A 13,629-nucleotide genomic window follows, 5' to 3' on the forward strand; every position below is an offset into this window, starting at 1 on the left:
CCGCAGGGTGAACCACCTATCTTACTTCAAGGTAAGTTCACCCGCGCTCATTTGCCGCACAGTCGCCGGGTGCGATCAGCAGCCCAGCGCTACGCCCTTGTAGCGCGCCATCCGCAGGACGGAAGTGTCGACCCGGTCGGCGGGCAGTTTGCCACTCGAGACCGACTGTTCCAAACGGTCGAGTACCTGCGGCACCGCATCGCTACTGATCCACAGGGCATTGTCGGCGCCCGCGACGAGCGTGGCCTCGACCGCCTCGGCGATGGACATGCGGGCGGTGATGGCGGCCATGCCGCTGAGATCGTCGGTGAAGATCGGGCCGTCGAACGGCGGGGCACCGTAGCCCTTGCCCTCGCGCAGCAGCGTCATCACGGCCGGGCTGATGCTGGCGGGCACGTCGGGCTCGGTCAGGCCGGGGACGTCGAGGTGACCGACCATCACCGCCGCGCCGGAGGTCACCAGGTCGCGGAACGGCACCAGGTCGGAGTCCTGCAGTTGATCCAGCGGCGGGGTGGTCACGGCGCCGGTGTGCGAGTCGCCGGAACCGGAACCGTGGCCGGGGAAATGCTTGATGACCGAGCCGAGGCCCACCTCGTTGGACGCGCGAATGTAGGCGCCCCCGAATTCGGAGACGACCTTCGGGTCGTCGCTGAAGGAGCGGTCACCGATCACGCTGTCGGCAGGCTGGCTGCTCACATCGACATCGGGCGCGAAATTAACCGTGATGCCGGCGTCCTTGAGTGCCTTCGACCTGGTCAGGGTCAATTGGTAGAACTGCTCGGGGGTCTGGGTCCGCGCGATCTCGCGGGCCGACGGCACGGCACCGATCACGTTCTTCGCGCGCGAGACACGCCCGCCCTCTTCGTCGATGGTCACCATCAGCGGCACCTTGGCCTGAGCCTTCACCGCGTCGAGCGCGGTGCGGTCGAGCAGGCTCGGATCGGTCCAGCTGCCGACGAAGATTCCGCCGACCTGCTCCGTACTCACCACGTTCGAGGCGTCCGCCGAATCGGTGATGCCGACGGTCAGCAACTGGGCGAGCTTCTCTCGCTGGGAGAGTTTGGCGAGATAGTCTGCGCCACAATTGCTTTGAATCGGGGTCGCCGAAGCAGGCGAACCAGGATCCCCGGCGGCAGACGGGGCAGCCACTCCATTGCTGGTCGCCGCGGGCGCCGTCTCGGTCGACGAACCTCCCGAACAGGCGGTGGCAACGGCGGCGAGGACTGCGAACACGACCACAGGCGATTTCCGCATGCGCTCCACGGTAGCTCGCTCCCGGCGCGAACCCCACCACCGCGGTTCGGATTGATACACGCCGTCCGGGGGTAATCTGATGGAAAAGCCGCTCCGACCAGCGCAGGAGGTCGTCATGGCATGCGATCGGATGCTCATCGCCTACGACGGTTCCGAACACGCCAAACGAGCCATCGAGTACGCGGGGCGGTTCCTCACCGCCGAACGCGCGATTCTGCTCACCGCATGGGAACCGATGGTGCGCCAGGCCGCGCGCATCTCCGGGCTCGCCGGGGTGATGCAGCCGGACTGGGTGCCCGACGAGGAGGTGGAGGACATCGCCTACTCCGATGCCCGCAAGATCAACGCCGAGGGCGTGCACCTGGCGAAACTGGCCGGAATCGACGCCGAACCGCGCACCGCCGAATGCACGACCACGATCTGGAACGCCATCGTGGATTGCGCCGATGAGCTCGACGTCGACATCATCGTCGCCGGTACGCGCGGTTCCACCGGGTTGCGCGCGCTCTTGCACAGCAGCGTCGCCGAAGCGGTGCTCAAGCACGGCCATCGGCCGGTATTCCTGGTGCCGCCCGAGCAGTAGCGGTTCGCCGCGATCGGCGGGTCTTCGTGGTGCCGCCGAGCAGTGAGAGTTCGGTCGCTCTCCCGGATCGGGGCCACGGTGGCGGAGTTATGGTCGAAGCACCATGAACGAATTCCTGCTCGCTCGACCCGACGCGGTGTTGCGGACCTCGGGCGTGCGCGCGACGTATTCGGATCCCCGGCAGGCGGTCGAGGCGTTGCGCCGGACCGCCGCCCCGAAGGTGATCGTCGGTGCGCTGCCGTTCGATCCGCGGGCCGCGGCCGCGCTCTGGCAGCCCGAGAGCGTGCTGCACACCGCGGGTCCGTGGCGGCCCGCCGCACTGCCTGATTTGCCCGGGGTGCGGGTGGTGGCCGAGATGCCGAGCGCGGCAGAGCATGTGGCGCGGGTGACGAAGCTGGTCGAACAGCTCGGTGACCCCGCGAACGAGCTGCGCAAGGTGGTGGCCGCGCGGTCGATGGTGCTCGAGGCCGACGCGCCGCTCGACCCGGAGGTGCTGGCCGGCCACCTGCTCACCAGACATCCGAATGCCGCTGTGTACGCGGTCGACCTGTCCGCGGCCGGGCGGGAAGGCGAGACGCTGATCGGCGCGACCCCCGAAGTGCTGGTCGCACGGCACGGCGATCGCGTGAGCCTGCATCCGCTGGCAGGCACGCTCCCCCGCCTGGCCGACCCAGCCGATGACGCGGCACAGGCCCGAGCGCTGCTGTCCAGCGCCAAGAATCACGACGAGCACGCTTTCGTGATCGAATGGATCCGTCAGCAATTGGCGCCGGTCTGCGCGGAACTGCACATCCCCGACGCGCCCGAACTCCTCAGCACCGAACAGGTCTGGCACCTGGCCACGCCGATCCACGGCGTGCTGCGCGATTCGTCGACCACCGCACTCGACCTGGCACTGCTGCTGCACCCGACGCCCGCCGTCAACGGCACGCCCTTCGCCGCCGCGCTCGACGCCATCACCACCGATGAACCGTGGCGCGGGTTCTATGGCGGGGCGGTGGGCTGGTGTGACGACGACGGCGACGGCGAATGGGTCGTGGCGATTCGCGGCGGCGAACTATCGGCCGATCAGCGCGTCCTTCGAGCCAGCGCGGGCGGCGGGATCGTGGCGGCCTCCGATCCCATGGCCGAACTCGCCGAGACCACCGCCAAACTCCGAACCCTGCTCGGCGCCCTGCGTTGCGAGCTGCCCAACGACCGACCGAGCCCGATAGACCTGCTAGGTTGACCGGAGACAGGCCCCGACGTCGAGCGTATTGGAGTGCGCGATGAAGTTTGCTGTTCCGGCTGTTGCCAGCGCGGTCGGCGGCGCCCTGCTGAGCGCGATCGCCGTCTTCGCAATCACGGCGGCCGTCCAGCAGAACACGGCGCCCTCGATCGACCGCAGCGGTGACAAAGACTCCTCGCTGCTCAACGCCCCTGAATACGGCAGCCGCTGAGGCGAACGCCCGCGCGTCGCGCCCCGCATCGGGGCAACCGGACAAGGCGCCACTGGGTTGGCGCTGGCTCGTCGGCTCGGTAGTAGCCGCCTTCGTACTGACCTTCGCGCAGGCGCCTGGCCTCACCGTCGCCGACACCAAATACGACCTCGCGCAGAACCCCCTCGGTTTCCTCGCGCGGGCGTCTCACCTGTGGAGCAGCCAGGCCCCGATGGGCCAGGTCCAGAACCAGGCCTACGGCTACTTCTTCCCCCACGGCACCTTCTTCTCCGCGGGGCACCTCCTGCAACTGCCCGCGTGGGTCACCCAGCGCGTCTGGTGGGCGCTGCTGCTGCTCGCCGGGTTCTGGGGAATCGTCAAGCTGTGCGAAACGCTCGGCATCGGCTCGCGCGGGTCGCGCGTGATCGCGGGCATCGCGTTCGCCTTGTCGCCGCGAGTGCTGACCACGCTCGGCTCGATCTCCTCGGAAACCTTGCCGATGATGCTGGCGCCGTGGGTTCTGCTCGCGCCCGCGGCCCTCGGTACTGCGCTGAAACGACGGCGCGGCGGCCCGCTCTCACCCGCGGGGAGTGCGCTGGCGCTGGCGCTGATGGGGTCGGTCAATGCCGTGGCGACCGTGGCGGCCTTCCTGCCCGCGGCGCTGTGGTGGGCAACCTATCGACCGAATCGGCAGTGGCGGCGGTTCACCCGGGCGTGGATTCCGCTGCTGGTCCTTGCCACTTTCTGGTGGGTGGTGCCGCTGCTGTTGCTCGGCAAGGTGAGTCCGCCGTTCCTCGATTTCATCGAGTCGTCGGGGGTGACGACGCAGTGGGCGGCGTTGAGCGAGGTGCTGCGCGGGACCGATAGCTGGACACCGTTCGTCTCGCCGGAGCGGATCGCCGGTGCGGTGCTGGTGACCCAGCCCGCCGCGGTGCTGGCGACCGGCTTGCTCGCGGCGGCGGGAATGGCCGGACTCGCGCGGTCGTCGATGCCGTATCGGGGCAGATTCGCGCTGATCCTGTGCGTGGGGCTGGCGGGGATCTGTGCAGGGTATGTCGGGACGCTCGGCGGGCCGTTCGCCGAATCGGTGCGGATCTTCCTCGACTCCGGCGGTGCGCCGCTGCGGAATGTGCACAAGCTCGAACCGCTGATCCGGCTGCCGCTCGTGGTGGGGCTGGCGCACCTGCTCGGCCGTGTCGCGCTGCCCGCTTCGGTGCCGATGCCGGTGTGGCGCAGCTCTTTCGCCCATCCCGAGCGCGATCGGATGGTCGCGGTCGCCGCGCTGATCCTGGCCGCCCTCACCCTCGCGACCTCACTGGCGTGGACCGGCAGGCTCGCCCCGCGCGGGGCCTACGACCGGGTGCCCGCCTACTGGACCGATACCGCCGACTGGCTGGCCGACAATGCGGCCGACACCCGCGCGCTGGTCGTGCCCGGCGCGCCGTTCGGCAGTCAGATCTGGGGACTCACCCGCGACGAACCGCTCCAAGCCTTGGCGAGTACCCCATGGGCCGTACGTGATGCGGTACCGCTGAATCCGCCGGGCACGATTCGCGCGATGGATTCGGTGCAGCGGCTGATCGCCGACGGCAGGCCGTCGACCGGTCTCGCCGCCACCCTCGCCGACCAGGGCATCGGAGTCCTGGTGTTGCGCAACGACCTCGACCCCGAGACGTCGCGTTCCACGCGTCCGATACTGGCGCACCGCGCGATCGAGGGTTCGCCGGGGCTGACCAAGGTGGCCTCGTTCGGCGCGAACATCGGGCCGCGCGCGGCGGACGCGGGACTGGTGGTCGACAACGATCTGCTGCCCGCCTATCCGGCGGTCGAGATCTACCGGGTCGACGTGCCGCCGCCCGGCACACCCGTCGACGTGCGCAGCGGCACCGGGGCACCGCCCGCATTCCCCGGCGCGTACACCACCCCGCTGGATTCGATCCCTGTCGTCCAGGGCGGTCCCGAAGTTCTGGAGCGCGTGCGCCGGGACGGCGAAAACCCCACGACGCCAATACTTCTCGAAGCGGACGCACGACGTGCCGGGTTACCGCCACAGCCCGTACTGGTGACCGACACCCCGATGGATCGAGAGTCCGACTTCGGCCGGGTCGACAACCACAACTCGGCGGTCCGCGCCGCCGACGACGCCCGCCGCACCCACAATCTGGTCCCCGACTACCCGGTCGACGGCGCCGAACTCGTGCAGGGCGAGTGGTCGGGCGCCAAGGTCACCGCGTCCAGCTCGGCCGCCGACGCCACCCAGATCGGCGGGGCGGCGCCCGGTAGCTCCACCGCGGCCGCCGTGGACGACGATCCGAGTACCGCGTGGATCAGCAATGGGTCCGAATCGGCTCTCGGGCAATGGATTCGACTCGATCTGGACAAGCCGATCGCCAACGGCTCGCTGCGCTTCACCACCACGGCGGCGGCGCTGGGTGATCCGGTGAAGTGGGTCGAGGTCCGCACCTCGCGCGGGACGGTGTCGGCGCGGATCACCGAACCCGGTGAGCCCGTGTCTGTCGCGCTGCCCGCGGGCAAATCCGACTGGGTGATGATCTCGGCCGCCCGCACCGAAACCGGCACGCGTGGTGGGCAATTCGGGATCAGCGAGCTCACGCTCGACGACTACTCGAATCGGGAAGAGCCGGTGCGCGTCGATATCCGGCACCGGGTCGTGCTGCCCGATGTCGCCGCAGGAACAGTTGTCAGCGGGTGGGATCTCGGACAGGAATTCCCCGGTCGCGGTAACTGTTTCGACGGTCCCGACCGCGTGCACTGCAGCAAGGGACTCGGTCTGCCCGCCGAAGAGCCCGGCGTCTTCGGCCGCACTCTCTCCGTGCCGGAGCCACTCACCGTCAGCACCGATCTCACCGTGCGCACCCGCCCCGGGCCCGCGCTCGAGGCGTTGCTCACCGACCCGACCAGGCCGGTGGCACGCGGCAAGGCCGATGTCGCCGACCTGCGCGGTGCCGCTTTCGCCGCCACCGATGGCGATCCGAAGACCACCTGGACCGCACCTGAGTCCACCGTGCGCGGACTCGCGGGCGGCAGACCCACACTGGTACTGGAACTTCCGGAACCGACGACGGTGACCGGACTCGACATCACCACCGCGCTGGGCGGACTGCCCGCGACAGCCACCTCTGTCGCGGTGAACCTGGGCAACGGCCCGCAGATCCGTGAGCTGCCCGAACGCGAGCACGGCGAACCGGCCCGAATCTCGCTGTACCCCACCGAAACCGATCGCGTCGAGATCAGCATCCAGAGCTGGAACGAGGTGCTCGACCGCACCGCGCTCGGCTTCGTCCTCACCCAGCCCGCAGGCCTGGCCGAAGTCGAGGTGCTCGGCCCCGAGTACCCCGCGCATGCCCCCGGCGACCGGCTCGTCACCATCGGCTGCGACACGGGGCCGGTGATCGCCATCGGTGGGCGCGCCGTCCACACGACTATCACCGCCACCGCCGACGAACTCCGCTCCGGTGCTCCGGTTTCCGCACAACCGTGCCCGGAGGACGCGGCCGACATCGAACTCCTCCCGGGCCACCCCGACCTCACCGTCGCCCCCACCGAACTGTTCACCGTCGACCGGCTACGCCTGCCCCGCACCGACCCTTACCCCGGCAAGACCAGCACCCCGACCGACGCCAGCGAAACCACGGCCACGCCTCCCGATGCGGCACCGGAAACCCCCGCCGGTGCAGGAGATTCGGGTACTCAGGTGCTGGTTCTGCCGCTGAGCACCAATGTCGGCTGGCAGGCGCACACCGCGGATGGGCGGGAGCTCTCGCCCATCGTCGTCGACGGTTGGCAGCAGGCGTGGCTCGTTCCGCCAGGAACCAGCGGGGAGATCACGGTGTCGTTCCCGGCGGACCGCTGGTATCGGCTGGCGATCTTCGGCGGGCTGTTGCTGCTGATTCCCCTTGTACTGCTCGCGATTCCGCGCCGACGTGCGATTGCCGATGTCGGCCCCGCACCGACCACCTGGGGTGTCAACTGGATCTCGGCGATCGGGCTGACCGGCGTGATCGCGGTCATCTCCGGACCGTTCGGTGCGGCCTGCACGCTGATCGCGTTGGGCTGCAGCTACTTCCGGCCTGCAACGACGGCGCGGACCCTGCCCTGGCTCGCGGGCATCGGGACGCTGGTCTCGGCGGCGGCCCTGTCGACCGGGACCTGGCGCTCCGGTACCGAATACATGGGTGGCTCGCTGTGGGCCCAGGCACCGGCGGTCATCGCGGTCGTCGCCGTCGGGGTGGCGGCACTCCCACGCCGCCGCTGACCGCGACTCAGCTCGCAGCCGAACTATCGACCGATTCGCGTTCGGCGCGCGCGGCCGCGGCCCGCCGATCCCAGCGGGCCGCCCAGCGGCGCGCCGGTTCTTCGATCAGCGCGAAGCTCGCGGCGGCCAGCGGGAGGGTGAGGGCGGTGGTCAGGATGAGCACGTAGAGGAAGTGTCCTTGGAAGGGCATGATGCCGAAGACCGGGAAGACCACGGTGAGAACCACCAGGTGCCACAGGAAGATGCCGTAGGACCAGCGGCCCAGGATCGCGGCGGTTCGCGATTCCAGCCAGCGGTGCGGGGCATCGGCCCGGCGCATCACCAGGGGCGCGAGCAGGCAGAAGCCGAGGATCATGCCGAGCACCATCTTCATCGCGTACTGCCACGGTTGCGCGCGTTCCAGACCGGCCGGGCCGCCGAACTCGGTCGCCGAGAGCAGGAACGCCGCGAGCGCGACCGCCCACATCAACGGCTGACTCGACAGGATCCTGGCCCACCGGACATCAGGGCGCACGAGGTGGATCAGTTCCGCCAGGAGCATGCCCGCCGCGAACCACGGCATGTAGGCGGGCAGCCAGTTGTCGGCGTGGATCGCGTCCGGCGTGGGGATCGGCCACAGGTTCCAGGTCAGACACACCGCGACCAGCCCGCACAGCACCGGCACCCGCCACCTGGCCGCGGGGCCGCGCAATCGCACGACCAGCCAGGCCAGCAGCGGCAACACCAGGTAGAACGCCATCTCCACCGACAGGCTCCACATCTGTGTGAGCCCATCGGTCAATGTCAGCGGTACGAACACCTGCAGCAGGTTCAGATTCGACAGCCACACCCGCAGGTTCGCCGAATGCGCCGCGCCGGGCAGCAACAGCAAGACGAACACCACGACGACCCAGTACGCGGGCATGACCCTGGCCACCCGGTGCAACAGGTAGCGCGAGGTCCTCGGCGCGCGGCCGAGACCGTGCGCGGCCGCCGCGTGCGGACGCCACAGCAGGAAACCCGACAGCGCGAAGAACACCGCGACCGCCATATCGAAGCGTTCCAGGATCGGGCCGAGGACCGGTATCCGGCTTGTTCCGGTCTGGAACGCGACGTGTGTGACCAGCACACCGAGCGCGGCCATCCCGCGCATCCCTTCGAGGGCGGGAATGAACGCGCGCGGGGGCGAAACGGGGGCGGTAGCGGTCGTCATCGATGTCCAGTCTGCCGTGTCGGCGATTTCCATGGCACAGCACCGCACCTTCGGGGCCTGGGCTGTTAGTGTCGGGGCTCACGAGTGCCTGTGGCGCAATACCAGACCACCGGGCCATCCGTGTTCGAACGACGAGGAGAGTTTGCATGGCACTGAGTGCCGGTACCAGAAGAACGGTCGCCTGTGTGCTCGTGGGTCTGGGCGCGGCATTACTCGTCGCCGCGCTGATGATCCCCACCTACACGGTGAGCAAAGTAGCCAAGACTCCACTCGATCTCGAGATCACCACGATCGCGGAGAGTCAGAAGGACGAGGAAAGCCTCGTCCTCGACTCCAAGTCGTTGACCTCAGGTGACGGTGCCGCCGTAGTCGACAAGGATGTACCGCTGATCTCCCAGCGTTTCGTCACCGTCGAGGAGCCCTCCGACGCCGACGAGATGACGCTGCAGGCGGGCACAACTCTGCGGCGCACCGACGTGCAGGGCGACACCGGCCTGCTCACCGCCGCCATCGACCGTGTCACCATCTCGCGCACCACCGGCATGCCGGTGGACACCGAACCCAACGGGTCGATCGCGGTGACCGTGAACAAGGACGGCAGCGTCATGGAGCCGGTGCAGCACACCGGCATCGGCTACCGCTTCCCGATCGGCACCGAGAAGAAGACCTACCCGTACTTCGACATCAACGTGCGCAAGTCCTTCGACGCGAACTTCATCGAAGAGACCGAGATCAACAGCATGAAGGTGTACCGGTTCCAGATGACCGCGCCCGTCACCAGCACCTGGGACGTCGTGCAGTCGCCGACCAACCGGCTCACCCTGCCCGCCGCCAAGTGGGGCGTCGAGGGTGGCGACACCCCCGTCACCATGACGCGCTACTACACCAACGTGCGTGACCTGTGGGTCGAGCCGCAGACGGGCACCGTGATCAAGGGTGGGGAAGCGATCCACCTGTTCTACGCGCGGTCCGGCGACAAGCCCGAGGTGACGGCGCTCAAGTCGCACATCGTGTTCGACGAGGCGACCATCGAGTCGCAGATCGCCATCGCCAAGGAGAACACCGACAAGCTGTCGCTGTTCGGGCGTGTGGTGCCGATCGTGTTCGGCGTGCTGGGTGTGCTGGCGCTGCTGGCCGGATTGTTCCTCGGGCTTCGCGGTGGTGGCACTGCGGCTCATGCGAGCCCTCGTAGGTCGCGTCCGACGCCTGCGCCCACTGCCGCGCCCGACGACACCGCCGGTCGGTGGGATGGCGATGACGCGCCGACTACGCAGTTCCCCCGTGGGGACTACGACGCGCCGACCGAGCAGATTGATACCGACAAGCGTCCCTGAGTACTGATGCTGATCGACGGCCCCGGTCATTGACCGGGGCCGTCGTGTTTTGGGGGCACATCAGGTTGGACCAGGGTCGGGGATGTGGACCTTGCTGCTCAGGTAAAACCGGGCCAGGGGCGGTGTACCTTGCTGTTCAGGTAAAACCGGGCCCGGGGCGGTGTACCTTGCTGTGTTTGTTGGAGCGCTGACGCGCTCGAGTCGGGGCCCTTCGGGCCCCCGATCTTCCCTCCCTGCGGGTACTCCTTCGTCGCACCCTCCGGTCAGTCCAGATCGGGGCGGGCCCCTCCGGGTAGAGACATACCGGGGTTTAGCTGGGTCCGGGGGGCGGTTCGCAGGACGACCACCGCGACGATTGTGGTGGTGACGGCGGCTATGGAGACAGCGGTGCCGATCAGGGATTCGATGGTGCGGGCGAAGGTGAGCATCAGGGTTATCTCGAGGGCCAGGCCGATCCATGTGACAGCGGCCAGCGCGGTGCGTTCGACGGCGATCGCGGAGAGCAGGGCGCCCTGGAGGACCGCCAGGATCGCGCCGTGCAGGGCGAACAGCCACAGCATGCCCTGAATGGGCGCGTAGTCGGCGCCGGCGAACAGGGGAGCCAAGGGGGCGGCCAGCGCGGCGCCGAGCACCGCGACGACGCCGATCACCGAGAGCACCGAGAGGGCGTCGCGGATCGCGCGGGCCGAATGGGTGGGCTGGGCCATGCGGGGATACAGCACCACACCGACCGCTTGCGGCAGCCAGAACGCGATCTTGGTGGCGATGGTGCCCAGCGAATAGCGGCTCGCGTCGACCTCGTCGAGCACGATGCGGACCACGATCAGGTCGACCGAGGACAGTGCCATCAGCGCAGCTTGCACCTGGACAGCACGCAGCACCGGCATGACGCCGACGGCCTTCGTATCGACCGCCGGTTCTCGGCTGCCGGCATCGCTGCCGTGCTCGGTCGCCTGATCCGCCGCGTAGGTCGAGCGAGCGATTCGACCGGCGACGATCGCCGCGCCGACGATGCCCACCGCACCCGCCCACAGCGCACCGGCAGCACCGCCGCCCAGCGCGAGCGCGACAAGCGCGGGCAGCACCCGTGCCGTACCCGCCATCGCGAGCACCGTCGCGAGCGCGCGGAAGTGGTTGCCGCCCTGCAAGATTCCCTGCTCGCCGGACAGGATCACCAACGCGGGCGCCGCACCGAGCGCGGCGGCCGCGGCCCACACGCCTACGTTCAGCACGCCGGCCACCACCGGGATCAGCACCACCGCGACCGCGGCGACCAACGCGGCGCACCGCCACATCATCGCCCGCACGGCCCGCGTCGACGACCCGCGCACCACCTCTCTGGCGACCACGTTCTGCATGGCCAGGGCGGGGACCGCGCACAACAACTGCACCGCGAGCAGACTCGCGAACTCGCTGTAGCCTTCGACCCCCAGCCAGCTCGCCGCCAGCAACTGCAGCAGGTAACCGGCGACGTTGGCGGTCATCGCGCCAGCCGTCACCCAGGTCAGATCGGCAACGACGGGCGGGCGGCGGACTGAGGACACGCCTCATCGTCGCACCCCACTGTGTTCGCCATCACGCCTACCCCGAAAATGTGAGCCCGAGCGGACTCACCTCGAGCGATCGCGCCCCGAACAGCGCCTATTCGACCCCGCCCACGGCGCCGCCCGACGGGACGTAAGGTGCGTGGACGTGACGAGTAGCGCGCGAGCAAGGGCCTTGGTGGCCGGATACTGCGCGTTGCTCACGATGATCATCGTCGGACCGCTGGCCGGATCGGGCTATCTGCTGCTGCGGGACGCGGTGAGCACCCCGCGCTCGTACCTCACCGATTCAGCACTCGGCCTCGGCGCCGCCGCACCTCGCGCCGTCCCGCAGGACGCCTTACTCGCGGTGCTCTCGCCGGTCATCGACGGCGGGATTCTGGTGAAGGCGATCCTCATCGTCGCGCTGTGGTCGGCCGGGTACGGCGCGGCGATACTCGCACGACGATTCGTCTCCGCTTCCACCGGAGCACAATTGGTCGCCGCGACCCTCGCGTTGTGGAATCCCTATGTCGCGGAACGTCTTCTGCAAGGGCATTGGAGCCTGCTCGCCGGGTACGCAGCCCTTCCATGGACCGCCCTCGCCGCCGCGCGCATTCGAACAGTCACGGGCAGAACGGAACCCAGCGGAACCCGACGCTTCGGGTTTGCCGCCCGCTGGGGAACTCTCGGCGGATGGGCCGCGCTGACCGCGAGCTTCGCCGCCGCCGGATTGACGCCGACCGGCTCGTTGCTGGCCGCTGTCATCGGGCTCGCGCTGGTCGGGCGGCGAGCCTTCCTCCCTGCCATCGTTGTCTGGATCGCGACCTGCGCGCCCTGGCTGACCGCGACCGCGCTCGGATCGGGGGCCGAGCCGTCGGACCCGGCCGGGGTCTCGGCGTTCGCGGCACGTGCCGAACCGTGGCTCGGCACGCTCGGCAGCCTCGCCGGGCTGGGTGGGATCTGGAACGGCGAGGCCGTGCCCGCGAGCCGCACGACCCCGCTCGCCCTGGTCGGCACGCTTTTGCTGCTCGGCATCGTCGCCTGCGGGGTGCGTGCGGTGTGGGCGCTCGGCCGTGACGGGCGGGCCCTGCTGGTGATCGCGGCGGTGGCGATCGTGCTGCCCGCCCTCGGCGCGACCAGCTGGGGGCTGGCGGCCGGGGAATGGTTGATGGTGCACGTTCCAGGTGCCGGGCTACTGCGGGATACGCAGAAGTACGTCGCGTTGGCGATGCCCGCGTACGCGCTGTGCGCCGCGGCCGCGTGCCGAACCGTCGCTACGGCGAGCCGCCGACTGCTGACCGATGGGCAGCCGGACGCGGACTCAGCAGACACCGAGCCGGAATCCGTTGCCCACTCGACAACCCACCGACGCGACTTCGGAATACGAGCCACCGCAACCCTTTTCATTCTTCTCATAACCCTCCCCTTGGCCGACCTGGCCTGGGGAGTCGGCGGCGCGATGCGTCCCGTCCACTACCCCGCGGGCTGGCAACAGGTCGTCGACCACATCGACGCGCCCGGTGACGTAGCCGTACTCCCCGCCGGAATGTTTCGCCGATTCCCTTACAGCGGAACAGCTCCCGTCCTCGACCCCGCTCCCCGCATCCTGCCCAACGACGTCCTGCAGACCGGCGAACTCCGCGTCCGCGGCTACGCGGTCACCGGCGAAGGCAACCGCGCCCGCACAGTCGAGGAAGCACTACTCCGAGGCGCCCCGGCCACCGATCTGGCGGCCCTCGGCGTCGGCTGGATCCTCATCGAACGCACCACCCCCGGCCCCCTCGGCACCTCCGAGAACACCCTCGCCACAGCCGAACTCGAATACCAGGACTCAGACCTCTCCCTCTACCGAGTCCCCTCCCTCACTTCCCTCGACACCGCCACCCCAGCCCAACGCCGAATCTCCACCGCAGCCCACCTTCTCTGGGCCGGACTTCTGCTCGCAGGACTGATCGGCGCCGCGCTACGCCCCTACCGCACACCGTTGGAGCGCCGTCCTGCGAGCCGGAGTGTCACTGAACGCGGCTGAGGATCCTCGCGGCCGCA

General features: G+C 69.2%; 9 protein-coding genes. 6 read left to right on the forward strand and 3 right to left on the reverse strand.

Going from position 1 to position 13,629, the window contains the following annotated elements; translation table 11 throughout:
* Nucleotides 1-75: 75 nt before the first annotated feature.
* Nucleotides 76-1,254: a glycoside hydrolase family 3 N-terminal domain-containing protein gene (locus ACFWPK_RS27120; RefSeq protein WP_378920417.1), complete on the reverse strand. Its 1,179-nt coding sequence runs from the start codon at nt 1,252-1,254 to the stop codon at nt 76-78.
* Between the two features lie 115 nt (nt 1,255-1,369).
* Here ACFWPK_RS27120 and ACFWPK_RS27125 point away from each other — a divergent pair, with 115 nt between their 5' ends.
* From ACFWPK_RS27125 to ACFWPK_RS27140, 4 genes are all read left to right on the forward strand, one after another.
* A complete protein-coding gene (locus tag ACFWPK_RS27125) occupies nt 1,370-1,837 on the forward strand; it encodes a universal stress protein (RefSeq protein ID WP_378920419.1) in 468 nt (155 codons plus the stop codon).
* A 103-nt stretch (nt 1,838-1,940) separates the two neighbouring features.
* Nucleotides 1,941-3,065 carry an isochorismate synthase MenF gene (locus ACFWPK_RS27130; protein ID WP_378920421.1) on the forward strand — a complete coding sequence of 375 codons (1,125 nt, stop codon included), beginning with the start codon at nt 1,941-1,943 and terminating at the stop codon, nt 3,063-3,065.
* A gap of 40 nt (nt 3,066-3,105) precedes the next feature.
* Complete coding sequence (locus ACFWPK_RS27135; protein WP_022566695.1) at nt 3,106-3,276, forward strand: DUF2613 domain-containing protein; 171 nt, start codon at nt 3,106-3,108, stop codon at nt 3,274-3,276.
* Nucleotides 3,227-7,531 (forward strand): alpha-(1->3)-arabinofuranosyltransferase, encoded by a 4,305-nt coding sequence (locus ACFWPK_RS27140; RefSeq protein WP_378920423.1) that lies wholly within the window; start codon nt 3,227-3,229, stop codon nt 7,529-7,531. The genes ACFWPK_RS27135 and ACFWPK_RS27140 overlap by 50 nt, the downstream gene beginning before the upstream one ends.
* Before the next feature lie 7 nt (nt 7,532-7,538).
* Here the strand turns inward: ACFWPK_RS27140 and ACFWPK_RS27145 are convergent, their stop codons facing one another.
* Nucleotides 7,539-8,723 (reverse strand): acyltransferase family protein, encoded by a 1,185-nt coding sequence (locus ACFWPK_RS27145; RefSeq protein WP_378920425.1) that lies wholly within the window; start codon nt 8,721-8,723, stop codon nt 7,539-7,541.
* Between the two features lie 146 nt (nt 8,724-8,869).
* Here ACFWPK_RS27145 and ACFWPK_RS27150 point away from each other — a divergent pair, with 146 nt between their 5' ends.
* Nucleotides 8,870-10,057: a DUF3068 domain-containing protein gene (locus tag ACFWPK_RS27150; RefSeq protein ID WP_378920427.1), complete on the forward strand. Its 1,188-nt coding sequence runs from the start codon at nt 8,870-8,872 to the stop codon at nt 10,055-10,057.
* Nucleotides 10,058-10,320: 263 nt separating this feature from the next.
* On the opposite strand, the gene ACFWPK_RS27155 is transcribed toward ACFWPK_RS27150, so the two are convergent.
* Nucleotides 10,321-11,541 (reverse strand): polysaccharide biosynthesis protein, encoded by a 1,221-nt coding sequence (locus tag ACFWPK_RS27155; protein WP_378920459.1) that lies wholly within the window; start codon nt 11,539-11,541, stop codon nt 10,321-10,323.
* A 208-nt stretch (nt 11,542-11,749) separates the two neighbouring features.
* Here ACFWPK_RS27155 and ACFWPK_RS27160 point away from each other — a divergent pair, with 208 nt between their 5' ends.
* Nucleotides 11,750-13,612 carry a hypothetical protein gene (locus ACFWPK_RS27160; protein WP_378920429.1) on the forward strand — a complete coding sequence of 621 codons (1,863 nt, stop codon included), beginning with the start codon at nt 11,750-11,752 and terminating at the stop codon, nt 13,610-13,612.
* The last annotated feature ends 17 nt before the right edge of the window (nt 13,613-13,629 follow it).

The organism is Nocardia sp. NPDC058519 (assembly GCF_042719755.1).
Taxonomy (GTDB): domain Bacteria; phylum Actinomycetota; class Actinomycetes; order Mycobacteriales; family Mycobacteriaceae; genus Nocardia.

Coding starts and splice junctions, on each gene's coding strand:
- ACFWPK_RS27150 (WP_378920427.1), top strand. CDS start 8,870: ATGGCACTGAGTGCCGGTACCAGAAGAACGGTCGCCTGTGTGCTCGTG.
- ACFWPK_RS27120 (WP_378920417.1), bottom strand. CDS start 1,254: ATGCGGAAATCGCCTGTGGTCGTGTTCGCAGTCCTCGCCGCCGTTGCC.
- ACFWPK_RS27135 (WP_022566695.1), top strand. CDS start 3,106: ATGAAGTTTGCTGTTCCGGCTGTTGCCAGCGCGGTCGGCGGCGCCCTG.
- ACFWPK_RS27145 (WP_378920425.1), bottom strand. CDS start 8,723: ATGACGACCGCTACCGCCCCCGTTTCGCCCCCGCGCGCGTTCATTCCC.
- ACFWPK_RS27155 (WP_378920459.1), bottom strand. CDS start 11,541: ATGACCGCCAACGTCGCCGGTTACCTGCTGCAGTTGCTGGCGGCGAGC.
- ACFWPK_RS27125 (WP_378920419.1), top strand. CDS start 1,370: ATGGCATGCGATCGGATGCTCATCGCCTACGACGGTTCCGAACACGCC.
- ACFWPK_RS27130 (WP_378920421.1), top strand. CDS start 1,941: ATGAACGAATTCCTGCTCGCTCGACCCGACGCGGTGTTGCGGACCTCG.